At 66.8% G+C, this 17851-nt stretch carries 17 protein-coding genes; 7 read left to right on the top strand and 10 right to left on the bottom strand.

Going from position 1 to position 17851, the window contains the following annotated elements:
• Positions 1 to 4: 4 nt before the first annotated feature.
• The gene (locus tag ACIGJD_RS05510) at positions 5 to 1321 is read right to left on the bottom strand and encodes a cell division protein PerM (RefSeq protein ID WP_483688658.1); all 1317 of its coding nucleotides are present in this window, start codon (positions 1319 to 1321) and stop codon (positions 5 to 7) included.
• Between the two features lie 438 nt (positions 1322 to 1759).
• Positions 1760 to 2635: a DUF2382 domain-containing protein gene (locus tag ACIGJD_RS05505; RefSeq protein ID WP_483688657.1), complete on the bottom strand. Its 876-nt coding sequence runs from the start codon at positions 2633 to 2635 to the stop codon at positions 1760 to 1762.
• A gap of 258 nt (positions 2636 to 2893) precedes the next feature.
• Between ACIGJD_RS05505 and ACIGJD_RS05500 the strand changes: the two genes are divergently transcribed.
• A complete protein-coding gene (locus ACIGJD_RS05500) occupies positions 2894 to 4054 on the top strand; it encodes a glycosyltransferase family 4 protein (RefSeq protein WP_483688656.1) in 1161 nt (386 codons plus the stop codon).
• Positions 4051 to 5481 carry a UDP-glucose dehydrogenase family protein gene (locus ACIGJD_RS05495; RefSeq protein ID WP_483688655.1) on the top strand — a complete coding sequence of 477 codons (1431 nt, stop codon included), beginning with the start codon at positions 4051 to 4053 and terminating at the stop codon, positions 5479 to 5481. Before ACIGJD_RS05500 ends, ACIGJD_RS05495 begins: the two co-directional genes overlap by 4 nt.
• Positions 5482 to 5484: 3 nt before the next feature.
• Here the strand turns inward: ACIGJD_RS05495 and ACIGJD_RS05490 are convergent, their stop codons facing one another.
• Entirely contained in the window at positions 5485 to 6348 is an 864-nt protein-coding gene (locus tag ACIGJD_RS05490; protein ID WP_483688654.1) for an HAD hydrolase family protein, read from the bottom strand.
• 245 nt (positions 6349 to 6593) lie between these two features.
• Between ACIGJD_RS05490 and ACIGJD_RS05485 the strand changes: the two genes are divergently transcribed.
• Positions 6594 to 6863 carry a GlsB/YeaQ/YmgE family stress response membrane protein gene (locus ACIGJD_RS05485; RefSeq protein ID WP_142130751.1) on the top strand — a complete coding sequence of 90 codons (270 nt, stop codon included), beginning with the start codon at positions 6594 to 6596 and terminating at the stop codon, positions 6861 to 6863.
• Positions 6864 to 7009: 146 nt separating this feature from the next.
• Positions 7010 to 9190 (top strand): putative bifunctional diguanylate cyclase/phosphodiesterase, encoded by a 2181-nt coding sequence (locus ACIGJD_RS05480; RefSeq protein WP_483688653.1) that lies wholly within the window; start codon positions 7010 to 7012, stop codon positions 9188 to 9190.
• Positions 9191 to 9207: 17 nt separating this feature from the next.
• Here ACIGJD_RS05480 and ACIGJD_RS05475 read toward each other — a convergent pair whose 3' ends face one another.
• Positions 9208 to 9630, bottom strand: coding sequence for a hypothetical protein (locus tag ACIGJD_RS05475; RefSeq protein ID WP_483688652.1), 423 nt, complete (start codon positions 9628 to 9630; stop codon positions 9208 to 9210).
• A 228-nt stretch (positions 9631 to 9858) separates the two neighbouring features.
• Here ACIGJD_RS05475 and ACIGJD_RS05470 point away from each other — a divergent pair, with 228 nt between their 5' ends.
• Entirely contained in the window at positions 9859 to 10410 is a 552-nt protein-coding gene (locus ACIGJD_RS05470; RefSeq protein ID WP_483688651.1) for a dihydrofolate reductase family protein, read from the top strand.
• 10 nt (positions 10411 to 10420) lie between these two features.
• Here ACIGJD_RS05470 and ACIGJD_RS05465 read toward each other — a convergent pair whose 3' ends face one another.
• Both ACIGJD_RS05465 and mmuM read right to left on the bottom strand, forming a co-directional pair.
• Positions 10421 to 10771, bottom strand: a complete 351-nt coding sequence (locus ACIGJD_RS05465) for a DUF3846 domain-containing protein (RefSeq protein ID WP_483688650.1) — start codon at positions 10769 to 10771, stop codon at positions 10421 to 10423.
• Positions 10772 to 10825: 54 nt separating this feature from the next.
• Positions 10826 to 11761, bottom strand: a complete 936-nt coding sequence (gene mmuM, locus ACIGJD_RS05460) for a homocysteine S-methyltransferase (RefSeq protein ID WP_483688649.1) — start codon at positions 11759 to 11761, stop codon at positions 10826 to 10828.
• A 101-nt stretch (positions 11762 to 11862) separates the two neighbouring features.
• Here mmuM and ACIGJD_RS05455 point away from each other — a divergent pair, with 101 nt between their 5' ends.
• Positions 11863 to 12624 (top strand): IclR family transcriptional regulator, encoded by a 762-nt coding sequence (locus tag ACIGJD_RS05455; RefSeq protein ID WP_483688648.1) that lies wholly within the window; start codon positions 11863 to 11865, stop codon positions 12622 to 12624.
• Here ACIGJD_RS05455 and ACIGJD_RS05450 read toward each other — a convergent pair.
• Positions 12621 to 13385, bottom strand: coding sequence for an IclR family transcriptional regulator (locus tag ACIGJD_RS05450; RefSeq protein ID WP_483688647.1), 765 nt, complete (start codon positions 13383 to 13385; stop codon positions 12621 to 12623). The two genes, ACIGJD_RS05455 and ACIGJD_RS05450, sit on opposite strands and share 4 nt — an antisense overlap.
• 152 nt (positions 13386 to 13537) lie before the next feature.
• Entirely contained in the window at positions 13538 to 14974 is a 1437-nt protein-coding gene (locus tag ACIGJD_RS05445; protein ID WP_483688646.1) for an amino acid permease, read from the bottom strand.
• A 201-nt stretch (positions 14975 to 15175) separates the two neighbouring features.
• Between ACIGJD_RS05445 and rlmC the strand changes: the two genes are divergently transcribed.
• Positions 15176 to 16303 (top strand): 23S rRNA (uracil(747)-C(5))-methyltransferase RlmC, encoded by a 1128-nt coding sequence (gene rlmC, locus ACIGJD_RS05440; protein WP_483688645.1) that lies wholly within the window; start codon positions 15176 to 15178, stop codon positions 16301 to 16303.
• Positions 16304 to 16322: 19 nt separating this feature from the next.
• Here rlmC and ACIGJD_RS05435 read toward each other — a convergent pair whose 3' ends face one another.
• Both ACIGJD_RS05435 and ACIGJD_RS05430 read right to left on the bottom strand, forming a co-directional pair.
• On the bottom strand, positions 16323 to 16943 hold the full coding sequence (locus tag ACIGJD_RS05435) for an FMN-binding negative transcriptional regulator (RefSeq protein ID WP_483688644.1): 621 nt from the start codon (positions 16941 to 16943) through the stop codon (positions 16323 to 16325).
• Between the two features lie 19 nt (positions 16944 to 16962).
• On the bottom strand, positions 16963 to 17841 hold the full coding sequence (locus ACIGJD_RS05430) for a DMT family transporter (RefSeq protein WP_483688643.1): 879 nt from the start codon (positions 17839 to 17841) through the stop codon (positions 16963 to 16965).
• Positions 17842 to 17851 lie beyond the last annotated feature (10 nt).

Raw genomic sequence — 17851 nt, 5'->3', positions numbered from 1 at the left:
GGTCCTAGTGGACCAGCTCCGCGTCCCGTTCCACGGCGCTGCCCTTCTCCCGTTCCAGCCACGGTCCGGCTGCGTAGCCAATGACGACGCCGATGCCCACCTCCGCGGCCACCCACAGTCCCGTCCACAGTGGGTCAGGTCCGATGTCCGTCAGGCGGCCAAGGCCGGCTGAGCCCCTGGCGAGCCAGGCCAGGCCCACGGTCAGCAGTCCGGCAGCCAGGCCGGCCAGGACTGCGAGTACCAGCGTGGAGGCGCTGGCCGTGAACCAGCGGGCGTGGATCTTGATGGCGAGCCATTCGTCAAAGTGGTTTTCGCCCTCCCGAAGGAACCACCATCCGGCCATGACGCCTGCCAGCACCGGAACCACCAGGGCCACGAAGGCGTAGTCGAGGGACCCTGACGGGATGGCCGACAGGACGGGGACGGACGGAACCGGCCCGACCGCGGTGGCCAGCGGACCCACGTGGGAGCCTGCTCCCATGGCGAAACCGGCGCCGGAGGTCCAGGCGAGGGCAAAGACGACAAGGTTGGGCAGGAAGCCGAGCTGTGCGATGGTGAGGGCCGCGCCTCCCACCGGGCCGGCGTCGAGCGCTTCATAGACGGACACCACGAGGTTCCAGTGGATGAACAGGTCGACCGCCAGGAGCGCAGCGGCCAAGGTGAGGGCGGACATCACGGCCACGAATCCGGCTTTCGCCACGGAGGCGAAGTACGAGCCCGCCCAGCGGGAATGCTGGCTGGTGCGCGAGATCCAGTCCACGGCGTCGACGCCGATGAGCCGGCTCCACGAACCTGCTTCCCGTCGTGCCCCGATCACCATGCCCAGCCCGTACGGAATCAGGGGAATCAGCAGGGCGTACCAAAGATTGATGATGACATCGGCAGTGCGGCAAACAAACCCGGTGGCCGCGCCGAAGGCCGCATAGACCACCCATGACCCCAGCAGCGCCTGCCACAGCTGGTCGGTATAGGAGGCGCGGGCCAGCCGGCGGCCGGCGCGCCAGGCCAGCAGGAACGGGATGAGCGTCAGGCCCAGGGGAACCAGGCTCAACATGCCGGAGCCGCCGTGGGAGGCGGCCTCAGGTCCGGCGCCCGCGAGTTCCAGCGGCACGCCGTGGACCAGGAGCCAAGACTGGCCGGCCAGCCTGGCAAGGACCTCGAACTGTCCGTTCTGGAAACCGGCGGTGGCCCACACGGCAACGATGGGCGCCACCACCACCAGCGCGGAAATAACGGCCGCCTGCCCCGTTTCAAGGGCACCCTGCAGCCACAACGGCATGGGAAGGCCACGGTCTCCGGTCTGATCAGCGCGCAGTTTCATCGTGTTCCATGGTGTCACGGAGGGCCCGTCGTGCCCGCGAACGACAGGCTCAGCGGCAGCACTGATAACCAAGCAAATACCCCACGGCCCGGCGCTTTTAGGGGGGCACAGCCGTAAAATTGGTAGCAACCAGCACCCGCCGCCCCGCCCAGGGGGTACTGCGATTTCTGCTGGCGCCGCTGGTCAGTGCCGGCAACGGGCCCGGATTGTCGTAAGCCGGGAAAACAGGAGCCGCGAATGAGAGATGAACCGTAAGTTCTGAAGATATTCGTCCTACTGGCTGGTGCAGCCACCGCTCTCAGCGCGGCTGCACCAGCATCTTAAAACGGTGCGGCGCCGGGAACCTCCAAGTAGGCTCCCGGCGCCGTTCACCATGTCAGGGCTGCTGCTCCCACCAGCCGGCCCAGGGGAACAAGGGGACCGTGTCCCCCGCTCCGATCAGCGGCGGGTGTCGCCGTCGGTGTCGATGTGTTCCTTGCGGACTTCTTCGTTGACGGTTTCCTCGTCGCGGACAGTTTCCTTGTCCAGCCGGACCCGCTCCACCGGAACGGCTTCCTTCTCCACCACCGGGCGTTCCTCGTGGAGGACCACCTCGTGCTCTTCTTCGCTGATGGCAGGCCCGTCGAGGGCGGCGCCGCGGTTGGCGTCCGTGATGGGCTCGCGCTCCACGCGGACCTCTTCACGCTCCACCGGGATGGTCTTGGTGACATTCTCGGTGGTGACGTACTTCCGCAGCCGTGCGCGGCCGGTGGCCTGGCGCTCCGTGCCCACGTGCAGCTGCTCCTCGGAGCGCGTCATGGCGTCGTCCGTGGTGGGCCCGGAGGTGTCGTGCCCAACCGTTCCGCGGGACTCGGTATCGCGCTCGGAGCGGATGCCGGCCGTGGGGGTGCCTGCATTGAGGTCGGCATCGCCCTGGAGGTCGGCGTCGGTCCTGGTTCCGGAGCTGGCAATGTCGGAAGTTGAGTACCCGGTGGTCGCCTCGGTGTACGTCTGTGCACCGTTACGGTCGTAGTAGGTGTAGAGCCGGTCCTCTTCCTCGGGGCTGAGGTGGCCGTCGGCGTCCACGCGGGGAGCGTCCTTGACGTGTTCCTTGCTGTAGGGAACCACCAGATCCTCACCCTGTTCGTGTGCGCCTTCAACCGGCACGAAGGATTCGGACGTACCGAAAAGGCCCGTCTTCACGGTGACCCATGTGGGCTCACCCGTGTCGTCATCTGCGTACAGCTGGCCGATCGATCCAATCTTCGAACCGTCGGACCCGACGACGTTGCCGCCCTTGGTGAGCAGGTTTTCAAGGTTTTCCCTGTTAAGCATGACGTCTCCTTGGATTGTCTTTGCACTGGGTCTGCCAGCAGTGGATGTGATGGACCGGGGCATACTCCCGACGTCCAGTTCCTGCCCCCTTGCTTGAGGCTCTGCGCTGACTGCCCCACTACCGTAAGCATGCTTAGCATCGAATGCCAAGCCTACTTAGTAATTTTTTTGGATCCGGATGCAGCTGTTCACCCCGGCTTCTCCTCCGGGTCATGCTTTCTCCCCCGTCATTTCAAGGAAGGCGCCCACGGTTGAGGGGTGAGGATCGCAATTGTCGCTGAATCATTTTTGCCGTTGATGAACGGTGTCACGCATTCCATCCTGCGGGTCCTGGACCATCTCCAGGAGCGGGGTGACGACGTCCTGGTCATCGCCCCTTCCGCCCATGACGGGGAGCCGGCCGTCCAGGTCAAAGGCGCCGAAGTGCACAGGCTTCCGGCGGTCCCGCTGGCCGGTTACACGAATGTCAGGGTGGCGTTGGGCGGTGTGCACCGGGTCAAGCGAATCCTTGCCGAGTATGCGCCCGACGTGGTGCATCTTGCCTCTCCCTTCGTGCTGGGATGGCGTGCGGCGCAGGCTGCCAGCCAGCTGGGAATTCCCACCGTGGCCGTCTACCAGACGGAGGTCCCCAGCTACGCCGCCCGTTACGGCGTGCCCTTCCTGGAGAACTGGGCCTGGACCCGGGTGGAGAACATCCACCTGCTGGCCACCCGCACCCTGGTGCCCTCCACGTTCGCGCTGAACCAGTTGCGCGGCCGGGGCATCCCGCGGGTCCGGATGTGGCGCCGCGGCGTGGATACCGAGCGGTTCTCGCCGGAAAAGCGCGACGACGGCTGGCGGGCTTCGGTGGCCCCGAACGGCGAGCGGATCATCGGCTATGTGGGCAGGCTCGCGGTGGAAAAGCAGGTGGAAGACCTCGCTGCCCTCTCCGGCATTCCCAACACACGGCTGGTGATTGTGGGAGACGGACCCCAGCGCCAGGCCCTCGAGACGGCACTTCCCGGCGCACTGTTCACCGGTTTCATGGGCGGTGAGGAACTGGCCCGGACGGTGGCATCCTTCGACCTGTTCGTCCACCCGGGCGAGTTCGAAACCTTCTGCCAGACCATCCAGGAGGCCATGGCATCGGGTGTGCCGGTGGTGGCCACAGGTCGGGGCGGCCCCTTGGACCTGGTGGAAAATTCACGGACCGGGTGGCTCTACGAACCGGGCGACCTCTCGGCCCTGCGCGCCCGGGTGCAGGACCTGATGGGTGACGACGCCAAGCGCCGGGCCTTCGCATCGGCCGCACATGCCTCGGTCCAGGACAGGACATGGCCGGCGCTCTGCTCAGAACTGATCCACCACTACGAAGAAGCCATCGCGGCGGCCGGGCCAGTGCCGGCAGGCTCAATCAACACCAAGGGAGCGAACCTTTGAAAATATCTGTGATCGGCTGCGGCTACCTGGGCGCCGTCCACGCCGCAACGCTGGCATCCATGGGCCACTGCGTGGTGGGCATCGACGTCGATCCCGGCAAGGTGCGGCAGTTGGCGCTGGGCTCCGCGCCGTTCCACGAGCCAGGGCTGGACGAACTCCTCCAGGACGGCCGCACCACCGGGCGGCTCCAGTTTTCCACGGACCCGGCAGACGCCAGGGGTGCGCAGGTGCACTTCCTCTGCGTGGGAACGCCGCAGGAGAAGACGTCCGACGCCGCCGACCTCACGTTCCTGGTCTCCGCCACGGAAGCGTTGCTGCCGCACCTGGCCCCGGGGGCCGTCGTCGTGGGCAAATCCACAGTCCCGGTTGGCACGGTGGACGTGCTGGGCGCCATCCTGGCGCCGCGGCCCGACGTGTTGCTCGGCTGGAACCCGGAATTCCTGCGGCAGGGCACGGCTGTGAAGGACTCGCTGGTGCCGGACCGGCTGGTGTACGGCGTGGAGGGCGGACGGTCCGCCGCCTTCAACCCCGCCACCGGGGTGCCGCTGGGGGTAACGGCGGTCCTGGATGCTGTCTATGAACCGCTGCTGGCCGCCGGAATCCCCCGCTTGGTGTGCAGTTTCGCCACGGCGGAGCTCATCAAGTCCGCCGCCAACGCGTACCTGGCCACCAAGGTCAGCTTCATCAATGCGGTGGCGGAACTGTGCGATGCCGCCGGCGCGGACGTAAGCGAAGTCAGCGCGGCAATGGGCCTGGACCCGAGAATCGGAAGCCGGTACCTGCACGCGGGCCTGGGCTTTGGCGGCGGCTGCCTGCCCAAGGACATCCGCAGCTTCCGCACCCAGGCGGCAATGCTGGGCGTATCCGCCGTGGAGGACTGGATGCGCCTGGTGGACGGGGTGAACCTCGGCCAGCGCGCCCGGGCCGTCAGGCTCGCGGCGGAGCTCTGCGGCGGGGCCCTGGCCGGGCGTTCAGTCACCGTCCTGGGCGCTTCCTTCAAGCCCGAGACGGACGACATCCGCGACTCCCCCGCCCTCGATGTGGCAGACCGGCTGGCCGCGGCCGGGGCCCACGTGACGGTCACGGACCCCAAAGCGGTGAACCTTGCCTGGCGGCGCTACCCGCGCCTCCGCTTCGAGGCCTCCACGGAGAAGGCGCTCCAGGACGCCGAGCTGGTGCTTTTGCTCACCGAATGGGACGAATACCGGCGGCTGAGCCCCTCCCTTGCCGGCCAACTGGTACGACGGCGGGTGGTCCTGGACGCGAGGAACGTCCTGGATGCGGAAGCCTGGCAGGAGGAGGGGTGGGTTGTGCGCGGCCTGGGGAACTCCGCCGGAACTTTGAACCCCGACAGCCCGAGCACGGGCACCATGGGCGCCGGCACGTGGAACGCAGGCGATTTGAAGGATGCGGCTGCGGGACGCTGAGTTTTAGCCCAGGAGCCCCAACTCGGCGAAGGCCAGCGCAACCCCGTTGCCGGCAGGCGCAGCGGTAACCCTGTCCGCCACGGCCAGAACGGCGGGATGGCCGCCCGCCACGGCAATGCCCACACCCGCGTACTCGAGCATTTCGATGTCGTTGGCACTGTCGCCAATGGCCACGATATCCGCACGGTCCAGGCCAAGCCGGGCCTCCACCACCTGGATGCCTTGGGCCTTGTGCGTGCCGGCCATGAAGATCTCCCCCGCACGCTCACCCAGCGCCGAGAGGGAACTGGGGATCAGCCCCACCTCCGGGCCAAAGGTTTCCAGCAGGCGGGTCAGCGGCACCGGTGAATCGAAGCACGAGATTTTGGCGAAGGACGTGGCCCGGAGATCATCGCTGTACTGCATCGGGCCCAGGATGTCCTCAAGTGGATCCACATCGGTGCTGAGGATCCCGTCATGTTGTGGACGGCCGGCGAAGATGGGGCCCAGTACCTCCCGCAGCCGCCGGTCCACTCCCGTGCGGCCGTGCAGGGCCTCCGGAGCTTCCAAAATGTAGGCGGCATTATTGGCGTCCAGGGTTTCCACAATGCGTGCGGCGAGATCCGGCTCGAAGCGCGCGTCCTTGAGGATCTCGCCGTCGACTTCCACTCTGGCTCCGGCTCCCGTGATGGTGCCGTCAAAGCCGGCGTCCAGAATGTGCCCCGGGACCATGGACAAGGGGCGCCCGGTGCAGACAAAGACCAGGTGGCCCAGCTTGCGGGCCGTCCGCACGGCGTCCACGTGCGCTTCCGGTGCGAGGCCGTGGTCGGCATAGGTGCCGTCAATGTCGAGGAAGATGGCACGGGGCCTGGCGGTCTGGCTGGGCATGCCTGCGCTCCTTGGTCTGTTGCCGGAGTTGCCATTTTATCTTGGGCCCCGGGCCCGGCCGCAGGCCCAGGCAGTGCAGCAGCGGGACCTGCAAGGGTCTCCCCGCTTATAAGTTTGCGCATTTCTGCTGAAAAAATGACAGCCATCCTGTGATATTCAAAGCCTTGCAGAATAGTAAGCCTGCTGATTGAATGTTCACACCGGAAATGGGGGCCCGGCACAACTTACTGACAAGGAGTGGCAACATGGGCATTATCGGTTTTCTTATTTTGGGCCTGATTGCTGGAGCCATTGCAAAGGCCATCCTGCCGGGCCGCCAAGGTGGCGGTTGGCTGGTGACCATGGTCCTGGGGGTTGTCGGGGCCATCCTGGGCGGCTGGATCGGCTCGCTGATCTTTGGCGGCGGCCTGGCGGAATTCTTCGATCTCAGGACTTGGCTGCTGGCCATTCTGGGCTCGATCATTGTGCTGCTGATCTACGGCGCAGTCACCAACCGCAGCGGCCGCCGGGTGTAGCCGCTCCCACATAATCCATGAGAAAGAAGCGCCGGACTCCGAAAAGGAGGCCGGCGCTTCTTCCGTCCCGCAGGTGTGCTAATTTGCAGTCCCGCTTTCCCACCCTATTTTCGCCATGGCCTTTATGATGGCGAAGGGGTGGTGTAATGACCGGTTTTCCAGACCGTGGCAACAATGTGGCATTACAAACTTTTGGCGTGGTCATGGACGCGAGTCCGGACGCGCTGCTGGCTATAAGCGGTGACGGCACGGTCCTGGCGGCCAACGCTGCGGCGGCGAGGCTTTTTGGCCTTCAGCAGGACTCCTTCACCGGCCTGGACCACCGAACGCTGTTCGCGGCGGGCTCCCGGGACCAGCTTGCCCACTTGCTGCACCAAATCCTGACCCGGCCCGGGGAATCCGCACCGCCCAGGGACATGACGGGGCTGCGCGGGGACGGGACAGAGTTCCCCCTGGAACTGGCAGCGGCTCCGCTCCCGGGACAGGAAGCGGCTGCCGCCGCCGATGCCGGCCCTGGCAAGGCAGGTGCCGGCCAGGCAAAGCCCACCGGGCTCCTGCTCTCGGCCCGCGGAACAGCGCACCGCGCAGCAGCGGACGCAAACCTGCGCGATGCGATGTCGCTGCTGACCGCCACGCTTGAGTCGACTGCCGACGGAATCCTGGTAATGGGCATCGACGGGCGGGTGGCCGGTTTCAACGAACAATTCCTGTCCATGTGGAGCCTTCCGGCGGAAATTTTGGAAGCGGACAGCGATGCGCCTGCGATGCGGCTGGTCATGGAGCAAGTGGCAGACCCTCTGCCATTCACGGCGCGGCTGGGCGAACTCCAGGACGACCCCGCCGCCGAAAGCCACGACGTGGTGGAACTGCGCGACGGGCGTACCTTCGAGCGCTATTCCCGGCCGCAGCGGGTGGGCGAGAAGATCGTGGGCCGGGTGTGGAGCTTCCGCGATGTGACTCCTCGGCGGAAAGCGCAGGAGCAGGCACACCAGGCCATGATGGACCTTGCGGTCCAGGCGGAGAAGCTCCGGGCCATGGCGTTCCAGGACCCGCTGACAGGGCTTGCGAACAGGGCGGTGTTCAACGATGCCCTGGCCGAGGCGCTGCAGGAACCCCGGCTGAAAACCGTGGATGTCCTGCTCCTTGACCTGGACGATTTCAAGGAAGTCAACGACATCCTCGGCCACCAGGCCGGCGACGACATGCTCATCGAAGTGGCCCGCCGGCTCCGCGGCTGCGTCCCCACCGCGGATGTGGTGGCCAGGCTCGGCGGCGACGAATTCGTGGTGCTCCTTACAGCCTGCCCCGATGCGGACGCGATCGCGGCGTGCATTGTGCGCTGCCTGCACGTCCCCGTGACCATCAGCGGCACCGTCCTCAGTCCCAGCCTCAGCCTGGGGGTCGCCTCGCTGGGCCAGGACAGTGTGGGGCCCTCCGAACTGCTGCGGCACGCTGATATTGCCATGTATGCGGCAAAAGCTGCTGGCAAGAACCGGTTCCTGCGCTTCCACCCGGACATGATGCAGGCACTGGTGCAGCGAACGCACATGGAGAGCGGACTGCAGCTGGCCGTGCCGCGGGGCGAGATCACCGTGGACTTCCAACCGATCGTCTCCCACCGCATGGGCCAGGTGGTCCAGCTGGAAGCGCTGGCCAGGTGGGACCGCGGCGGCGAGCGGGTGCCGCCGTCGATCTTCATTCCACTGGCCGAACGTACCGGGCTGATCGGCGAGATCGGAGCCGAAGTGATGGCAACCGGCATGGTGCAGCTGGCCCGGTGGCTCAGCGAGGATCCGTCCCGCTCCCTGGCTGTCAACGTCTCCGGCGTCCAGTTGCAGGAACCGGATTTCGCCGAGAATGTCCTGCAACTGGCGGAGGCCAGCGGCGTGGCGCCCTACCAGCTGGTCGTGGAAGTCACCGAGAGCGTCTTTTTCGACGCCGACTGCAGCCTGATCCAGCAGCTGAGCACCCTCCGGGATGCCGGTGCCCGGGTGGCGCTGGACGATTTCGGTACTGGCTATTCCTCCCTGGGCCGGTTGCAGGACCTGCCAGTGGACACGGTCAAGATCGACAAGACCTTCGTGTCCATGGTGCGGACCGGCAACGAGCGGCTGCCCATCCTCAGCTCGATGATCAACATGGCACACAGCCTGGGCCTGACAGTTACCGCGGAAGGAATCGAGACCGCGGCACAGGCTGACTACCTGACCGCGCTGGAATGTGATTCGCTGCAGGGCTACCTGTTTTCGCTGCCGGAACCGGGCGAACGCCTCGGCCAGGCGCTCCACCACGCGGAAGAGGCCCTGAACGCCCTGAAAGGGCGGTGAGCGGAACCGCCGGGGAGTTAGGCTGCTTCCTTGCGGCCGGGGCGCGGCTTGGTGGGCGCAGGGGCAGAACCGTTGGGCTGTGCCGGCTCGGCAGGTGCGGATGCCCCGGAAGTGACAGGGTCCGACGGCGGCGCGTCGTCAAAGTGCCCAGCGGCAGGTTCGGAGCTGGTTGCCGCAAAGCCGGCAGGTGCCGGGGCGGCCGCGCGGTTCCGGCGCCAACGGCGGATCAGGTCGGCGGCGGCGAGCAGCCCTGCGAGGGGGGTCAGCACGGCGGACGCGTAGACGAAGAGCATCCAGGTCAGCGTGGTCAGCGGCGGCTGGTTGTTGTTGAGCAGGGACAGCCCGCCCAGCAGGCCGACGATCCAGAACAGCAGAACGGCTGTCAGCACGGCTCCGGCGGGGAAATACTGGTTGGTCACGACTTTTTTCAGGGTTTCCATGCACTTCCTCCTGCCTGGCCGGGGGGGGGATCGGCAAAAGCCGCTCAAGAACAAGTATGGGGCCCGGTCCGCACGAAACCGGGTAAGACGACACGGCGAGTGATGAACCTAACGCAGCCACCCGCCGTCGTACGTATCCATGCTCCGAAAAGGCGGGCCGGAAGCCCTTCCCCCAACGGAAACTGCCGAATACCGTAAAGCCTGTCCGCTCGATATCTGGAGGCTCCCATGCGCAATGTCACCGCCGGCCTGTTCCACTCCGTGGACGGCGTGGTGTCCGACCCTTTCAAGTTCCAGTTCGACAGCTTCGACGACGAGCTGGGCGAAGGACTGACCAGGATGATCAACAACGTGGACACCGTGGTGCTGGGCCGGGTCAGCTACCAGGAGTGGGCCGGGTACTGGCCGAACGCCTCAGCTGACCAGGACTTTGCGGCATTCATCAACCCCGTGGAGAAGTTCGTGGCCTCGCGCACGCTGACGGAACCGCTGGAGTGGCAGAACTCCCGGCTGATGGATGCGCCGCTTGAGGAGTTCGTGGCCGGTTTGAAGGAGCGCGACGGCGGCGAGATCGCCGTGTGCGGAAGCATCTCCGTGGTGCGGCAGCTGCTGTTCGCCGGGCTGCTGGACTCGCTGCAGCTGATGACCCACCCGGTCATCGCCGGGAGCGGCCGCCGGCTGTTTGAGGACGGCGACCCGCTGACCCGTTTGGTGCTCCAGGACCAGAAAACCACCAGCAAGGGCAATGTGCTCAGCACCTACGGGGTGCGCGGCGAGTAGCCTGGCGGGCTTAGGCGGCCAGCGGCGACCCGAACAACTCCTCTGCCAGCCGCGCCAGATGCTCCGGAATATCGGCTTCCGCCCCATGCTCGCCGCGTCCCAGGAAGACGGCGGTGCCGCGGATCCCGTCCAGGTCCAGGCCGCATTCGTGCATCAACTGCCCGGCCCGGAAGTTGACCGGCAGGAGCATGGTGACACTTTCGGCGTTGAGGTAAACGTGCCAGTCGCCGCGGATCACCGACTCCAGCGGCCCGCCCACCAGCGCTTCCAGGGCCTGCAGGTCGGCTTCCACCTGCTCGATGCGCATGGGTTCTGAATTGCCGGCCGGTACTACCAGTGCTGTGTAAGTTTTGTTGTCCATCGTTCTGTCTCCACTTGGTTTAACATCTGAGGAGACAGCGGTGTTCCCGGAAAATTAGGCGTGGGCCGCCAGGCGCGTGATGTCCCGGGGGCTGGTCCGGCAGCAGCCGCCGACAATACGGGCGCTGAGTTTCAACCAGTCCCCGGCACCGGCGGCAAGGCTTGCAGGGATCCCAGTATTCCCGTCCGCGGTCCAGGTCTTGGTTGCCGCGTCGTAAGTTTCCCCTGAATTGGGGTACGCCAGCAGCGGTTTGTCCGTACGGCTGCCCAGCGCGGCGAGCGCCGGGCCAACCAGGCCAAGCGGCACGCAGTTGACACCCACCGCGGCGACATTCGGCTCCTCGCCGACGAGCTGCGCCACGTCGGCGAGGGGGGTGCCGTCGCTGATGTGGGCGCCGTCGCGCAGTGAAAAGGAGAACCAGCAGTCGACGCCGTACTCCTGGGCAAGTGCCAGCAGGAACTTCGCTTCGGCAAAGGAGGGCAACGTCTCGAAGGCAAGGAAGTCCACGCCGGCCTCCACCAGCGTTGCGATCCGGGCAGCATGGAAGTCCCTGAAGTCCGCCGGAGTAAGGGAATAGTCCCCCCGGTATTCGGATCCGTCGGCAAGGTAGGCGCCGTATGGGCCCACGGAGCCCGCAACCAGCAGCGGCCCGGCGTCCGGGTGGTCCGCTCGGCGCTCCTGCCGTGCCTCATCCGCGAGCCGGACAGACAGCGCCACCAGCTTGAGGGATTCCTCCCTGCCCATTCCCCGCGCGGCAAAGCCTTGGGGCGTTGCCTGGTAGCTGGCCGTGGTGGCGATGTTGGCGCCGGCGGCGAAATAGTCCCGGTGCACATCCCGTATCAGCGCCGGTTGTTCGAGGAGAACCTTGGCAGACCACAGGGGATCATTCAGGTCGCAACCCCGGGCTTCCAGTTCCGTGGCAAGGGCACCGTCGGAGATCAGCATAGAGGAGGATTCCAGGGCAGCGGAAAGAGCAGCAGCGGTAGGCATGTGATCACTATAGGCATCTACTCATGCTTTTAATGAGTGTGACCAGCCCCGAGCGATCCGGCCCCACTTAAAGGGCCGGCCGGATCGCTAGACTCGCATCCATGTCGAAGACCTCCAGTATGGGCCGCGGAATCGAGGCCCTCCTCGCGGTGGGCACCCGCCAGCCAGGCCGGTCCGGCGGCGTCACGGCAGCCGTCATCGCCGCCCACCTGGGCCGGGACCGCAGCCAGGTGTCCCGCAGCCTGCGCACCGCTGAACAGGAAGGTTTCCTCGGCCGCACCGCGAAGCGCACCTTCACGCTGGACTGGGGCGTTTTCACTGACGCCCAACTCCTCGTGGAACGCCGGCTCCAGCAGGACGGAGGTAGCGCACTGGACGCGCTGGCCGCCGAAACGGATGAGGCCTGTTTCCTTGGGATGCTCCGCGGGGACAGTACGGTAACCATCGGCGAGAGCGTCCCGTCCAGCAGCAACCTGGTGGGGTCATGGCTGGGACGCCCTTACCCCGCGTACTGCAGCGACGCCGGCCAGGCGGTCCTGTGGGAAGCCCCGGACGCAGAAGTCCGCCGGGTGTTTTCGAAGGTGGAGTTCACACGCCATGGTCCCAATACGCCCGCAAGCGTGGAAGAGTTCCTTGAGCGGCGGCAGGCGGCCCGCGGCCGGGGCTACTCGATCGTGGATGAAGAGGCAGAGCCCGGGCTGTATTCACTGGCCGTGCCGGTCCGGGACTTCAAGGATGATGTGGTGGCCGCCCTCCAGATCGTCGGGATCAAGGACCGCCTGGCGCCGCGGCGGGAACAATGCGCTACCGCCCTCATGGCCCGGGGCTCATGGCTTGAATCGAGGCTCGGCTACCGAGGCTAAACCTCCTTCAATGCACCGAGGCCTTGGGCGGCGGACGCAAGCACCGCTGCCGCCACGTCCAAGCCCGCTCCCAGCTCTGCCCGGGTTCCCAGGACACTGAGCGCGCCAATAATCGAACCAGTTGCGTCACGCACAGGAACCGCGAGTTCCACTACCCCGTGTTCGTATTCCTCCTCGGCGGCAATGAAGCCCGCCGTTCGGTCACGCACCAAGAGGTCCCAGATACCGTCCGTGGTGTGGGCAGCCCCGGGCCCGCCGATGCCGATGTAGTTCACGCCTGCAAGCAGTCCGCCCAGGCTGTTCCGGTCTAAGTCCCACAGCAGCGCCCTGCCCGCACCGGTGCACCATACCGGTGTAACCATCCCCGGCACCACAAAGCTGCCGGGCACTGCCTCATTGCTGGAAGCTCGCAGCAGGATGACGCGGTATCCGTCGCGGACCGAGAGCCGTGCGCGCAGTCCCAGGTCAGCAGCCAGCGCCTCGAGCTGCGGTCCCGCTCCCCGGACCCAGCCGGAGTTCAAGGACGCTGCCAGGCTGAAGAAGCGCGGACCGGTCCGGAACGGCCCGCGCTCCGGACGCTCCAGCAGTTCCAGGCCACACAACTCCTGCGCCAGCCGCGACACCCGGCTCTGCTCCATGCCAAGCTCTGCGGCGAGCTGCGAAACCCCCAGCGGTGGCTGTCCACGCTTTTCGCGGTCCACCACCAGCCGCAGGATCCGCAATCCCTGGGCCATCGAGGACGCCTCGGCGGTTGATTCCACGCTTTCCGCCCTCCCGTCCGCTGACAACGGCCCCATTGTTCCACGTATTGCGGAAAGGCCGGCGGCCGCCAAGGGCAGGACACCGACGACGGCGCCACGCCACACGGGCGGGCAGCGGCACCTGCCGAGCTGCCGGCGTCGCCCGTTCCGGCCTAGCTTTCTGCCCGCACGGCCCTGCGTCCATGCCGGAGGTGGAAGTAAACATAGCAGGCGGCGACGAACGGGATGCCGAAGTACAGGGCTGCCGCTTGAGCCGGGTCGAGTGCGATGCCGACCAGGGAGATAACGCAGAGGGAAAACGCGAGGATGGGGACCAGCGGAAACAGCGGCGCACGGTAGGGCAGGGCGGAGACTTGCCCGCCGGCCCGGATGAAGGCGCGGCGGTGGAAGTAGTGCGAGGCGGTGATGGACATCCAGACGCCCACCACGGCGAAGCCCGCCACGGAAACCAGGACCAGGTACACCGTTTCCGGGGCCACCACGCTGCTGAGAAGTGAGGCCAGGCCGCCCACCATGCTGACGCAGAGCGCAACGAGGGGAATGCCGCGGCGGCTCAGCTTCTTCAGGGCGCGGGGTGCATGACCTTCGTCGGCAAGTGAATACAGCATCCGGGCACAGGAGTAGAGGCCGCTGTTTCCCGCCGAGAGCAGGGCCGTGATGATGACGAAATTCATGATGTCCGCCGCAAACGGCACGCCGATCGCGGAAAAGACGGTGACGAACGGGCTTTCGTCCAGGCCCACCTCGGTGTACGGGATGGTGGCGGCGATGACCGTAATGGCGCCACCGAAGAAGATCAGCAGCCGGATCACGGTGGTCCGCAGCGCCTTGGGAATGGCGGTAGCGGGGTCCCTGGTTTCGCCGGCGGCGACGCCGATCAGTTCCGAGCCCGAGAAGGCGTAGAAGACGGCCAGCACCGTGACCAGGATGCCGGTGAAGCCGTTGGGGAAAAGGCCCGATTCCGTGGCGAAGTTCTGGAGCAGGAAAGGGTGGTTGCCGCCACTGCTGAGCGGGTGGAAGCCGAACAGCGCCGCCCCGCCCAGGGCGATCAGGCCGATGATGGCGGCCACCTTCACGATGGCGAACCAGAACTCAGCCTCGCCGAAGAACCGGGAGGAGACGGCGTTGAAACCAAAGAGGATGGCAGCAAAAACCAGGCACCAGACCCACACTTCAACGTTCGGGAACCAGCGCTGCATGAGGAGCCCGGATGCGGTGAACTCGGAGCCGATGGCCACTGCCCAGCACAGCCAGTACAGCCAGGCGGTGGCGAACCCCGTGGCCGGCCCGATGGAACGCGCCGCGTAAATGTGGAAGGCACCGGAGACCGGGTAGGCGATGGCCAGCTCGCCCAGGCACGCCATGACCAGGTACACCACGAAGGCACCCACCAGGTACGCAATGACGGCGCCAAGCGGACCGGCCTGCGAGATGGTGTACCCGGAACTGACGAAGAGGCCGGAGCCGATGACCCCGCCCATGGCAATCATCACCAGGTGGCGGGGACCCATGGAACGGCGGAGGGCGGATTCTGCCTCCTGCGGCGCCGCAGGCCTCGCGTCCAGGGTGAGTGGGGGTGTGGGTTCCACGAGTCTCCAAACGAAGAAAAGCACGGTGTCAGTGCCGAAAGTAGCACGGTTGCCGAATTTAGCAGCATCAGAAGCATGGAAGCATGCTCATATTGCACGGCGTTACGTCGGGCGACCACCCGAGGAAAGGTAGCGACGGCGGCGTGCGGCGGGATGTCGTCGTCGTGCGCTGGCTACCGCGGCGCGTAAAATGGTCCAGTCATGCACTGTTCCTACTTTGATGCCGGCACCTGCCGCTCCTGCACCCAGATGGGCAGGCCGTACGGCGAACAGCTGGCCGGCAAGCAGGCGCACTGCCAGAACCTCCTCTCCGACCACACCGGGCTCGAATGGCTGCCGCCCGTGGACAGCCAGGAGTCGGGCTTCCGCAACAAGGCCAAGATGGTGATCGGCGGGACGGCGCAGAACCCCACCATCGGGATCCTGGACGCGGACGGCCATGGAGTGGACCTGCGCAAGTGCGGCGTCTGCTCCCCCGGGCTGCGCGCCGTCTTCCCGGTCCTGGCCGGCTTCATCCGCAGGCTGCGCCTCACGCCCTACGACGTCCCCAAGCGCACCGGCGAACTCAAGCACGTCATCCTTACCGAGTCCCCGGACGGGGAGGTCATGCTCCGCCTGGTGCTGCGCTCCGAACAGGTGCTGCCGCGCATCCGCAAGCACCTTCCGGACCTCCTGGCAGCCCTGCCGCAGGTGAAGGTGGTATCGGTCAACCTGCTCCCCGAGCACAAGGCAGTCCTGGAAGGCGAGCGCGAGATCCTGCTGACGGAGCAGGCCACCCTGAACATGCGGGTCAACGGCATCAACCTGCATCTCCGCCCGCAAAGCTTCTTCCAGACCAACACGGAGATGGCTGGGGCGCTGTACCGGCAGGGGCGCGAATGGGTGAACGAGCTGGCACCGGCCTCGGTCTGGGACCTGTACTGCGGCGTGGGCGGCTTCGCCCTGCACAGCGCCGCCTCCTCCCGCACGGTGACGGGCATCGAGGCCAGCAGCGAGGCGATCGTCTCCGCCCGGTTGAGCAGCGACGAAGCAGGCCTGGAGGGGATGGAGTTCCAGGCCGGTGACGCCACGGCATTCGCCCTGGCCGCGGAGCAGTCGCCGGAACTGGTAATTGTGAACCCGCCCCGGCGCGGCATCGGCAAGGAGCTGTGCGGCTGGCTGGAATCGTCCGACGTGCAGCACGTGGTCTACTCCAGCTGCAACGCCCAGTCCCTGGCGCGCGACCTGGCCGCCCTTCCCTCCTTCACCGCACGGCGGGCCCGGGTGCTGGACATGTTCCCGCAGACCACGCACTACGAGGTGATGGTGCTGCTGGAGCGGACTGCGTAGGCATCAACGTTCGGCAGGCTCAGGAGCGGACGCGTTCGACGGCGGCCGCGCTGGCTTCCCGGCCGATGCTCCGGAGCCCGGCAGCCACCCCTTCCGCGTCGGTGGCGGAGCGGTTCTGGCTCAGTTTGTCCTTCGCCTCGATCCGGCTAATTACCAGCTCCACGCCCACGATGGCCCGCAGTTGCCCGGCGATGAACTTCTCAGGGGCGTCGTCCACCGCCCACGGCTCCTCCCGCCCGCCCTCGTGCAGCCCGGTCAGGTGCCGGACGTGCCGTGCCAGCCAGCCGGCGTCGTCATGCACCACCAGCTCGCCGTACACGTGGACAGCGCTGTAGTTCCACGTGGGCACCACCCGGCCGTGCTCAACCTTGGAGGCGTACCAGGACGGTGAGATGTAGTCGTCCGGCCCGTGGATAATGGCGAGCGCCTCGCCAGTTGGGGCGCTGGACCATTGCGGGTTGTTCCGCGCCATGTGGGCCTGCAGCGCCCCGTGGTCCCCCACAACGGGGTTGAAGGCAAACGGCAGCAGCGTTGCCAGCAGGCCCCGGTCCGTCATGGTTACCAGGTTGGCGGCGCCGGGGCTTGCGAGGAGGTTCTCAACGGCGTCAGGACGGGCAGCGAAGTGGGCAGGAATGTACATGTCAAGGTCCTTTCGATGGTCAGGAGGTTGTCTTGAGCCGGACGCGGACGGCCGCGGCGGCGCAGAGGATGACGGCAAGGGCGCCGATGACGGTGGTCCAGGTAAGGGCCTCGCCGAGCAGGAGGGCCGCCCAGCAGATGCTCATCACGGGCTGAAGCAGCTGGATCTGGCTCACCTGGGCCATGGGCCCGATGGCCAGTCCGCGGTACCAGGCGAAGAAGCCCAGGAACATGCTCACCACGGCGAGGTAGCCGAAGGCGGCCCACTGCACGGGGGTGGCCGACGGCGGCTGGTCCAGGACCGAAATCCCGGCCAGTACCAGCATGGCCGGAGCGGCGAGGACCAGCGCCCACGCGATGGTCTGCCACGATCCCAGTTCCCGGGCCAGCAGGCCGCCCTCCGCGTATCCCACCGCTGCGCAGGCGACGGCGCCGAGCAGCAGGAGGTCGGCCCAGTGCAGGTGCCCCACACCGCCGGACTGCAGGAACGCGAAGGACACCGCCGCCAGGGAGCCGAGCAGCATCACCGCCCAGAAAGCGGGGCGTGGGCGTTCGCGGGTACGGAGGATGGCCGCCGTTGCCGTGGCCGCCGGCAGCAGGGCGATGACCACCGCGCCGTGCCCCGCCGGGACTGCCGTGAGTGCGTAGGAGGTGAGCAGCGGAAAGCCGACGACGACGCCGGCGGCCACGAGCGCGAGGCGCAGCCAGGTGCGGGGTTGCGGCGGCCGCTGGCGGGTGATGGCCAGGGCTGCGGCGGCGAGGAGTGCGGCCACCACGGCCCGGCCGGAACCGATGAACAGCGGCGGGATCCCGGCGACGGCTACCCGGGTGAACGGGACGGTGAAGGAGAAGGCCGCGACGCCCAGGAGGCCCCACCATAGCCCGGCTGCTCCACGCATTCGGACCGCA

This window comes from Arthrobacter sp. E1SS-5, assembly GCF_057073715.1.
This window is presented reverse-complemented; position numbering and strand designations above follow the sequence as displayed.

Excerpts from the sequence above, each read along its gene's own strand:
- ACIGJD_RS05510 (WP_483688658.1), bottom strand. The coding sequence starts at position 1,321 with ATGAAACTGCGCGCTGATCAGACCGGAGACCGTGGCCTTCCCATGCCG.
- ACIGJD_RS05505 (WP_483688657.1), bottom strand. The coding sequence starts at position 2,635 with ATGCTTAACAGGGAAAACCTTGAAAACCTGCTCACCAAGGGCGGCAAC.
- ACIGJD_RS05490 (WP_483688654.1), bottom strand. The coding sequence starts at position 6,348 with ATGCCCAGCCAGACCGCCAGGCCCCGTGCCATCTTCCTCGACATTGAC.
- ACIGJD_RS05485 (WP_142130751.1), top strand. The coding sequence starts at position 6,594 with ATGGGCATTATCGGTTTTCTTATTTTGGGCCTGATTGCTGGAGCCATT.
- ACIGJD_RS05480 (WP_483688653.1), top strand. The coding sequence starts at position 7,010 with ATGACCGGTTTTCCAGACCGTGGCAACAATGTGGCATTACAAACTTTT.
- ACIGJD_RS05475 (WP_483688652.1), bottom strand. The coding sequence starts at position 9,630 with ATGGAAACCCTGAAAAAAGTCGTGACCAACCAGTATTTCCCCGCCGGA.
- ACIGJD_RS05470 (WP_483688651.1), top strand. The coding sequence starts at position 9,859 with ATGCGCAATGTCACCGCCGGCCTGTTCCACTCCGTGGACGGCGTGGTG.
- ACIGJD_RS05465 (WP_483688650.1), bottom strand. The coding sequence starts at position 10,771 with ATGGACAACAAAACTTACACAGCACTGGTAGTACCGGCCGGCAATTCA.
- mmuM (WP_483688649.1), bottom strand. The coding sequence starts at position 11,761 with ATGCCTACCGCTGCTGCTCTTTCCGCTGCCCTGGAATCCTCCTCTATG.
- ACIGJD_RS05455 (WP_483688648.1), top strand. The coding sequence starts at position 11,863 with ATGTCGAAGACCTCCAGTATGGGCCGCGGAATCGAGGCCCTCCTCGCG.
- rlmC (WP_483688645.1), top strand. The coding sequence starts at position 15,176 with ATGCACTGTTCCTACTTTGATGCCGGCACCTGCCGCTCCTGCACCCAG.
- ACIGJD_RS05435 (WP_483688644.1), bottom strand. The coding sequence starts at position 16,943 with ATGTACATTCCTGCCCACTTCGCTGCCCGTCCTGACGCCGTTGAGAAC.
- ACIGJD_RS05430 (WP_483688643.1), bottom strand. The coding sequence starts at position 17,841 with ATGCGTGGAGCAGCCGGGCTATGGTGGGGCCTCCTGGGCGTCGCGGCC.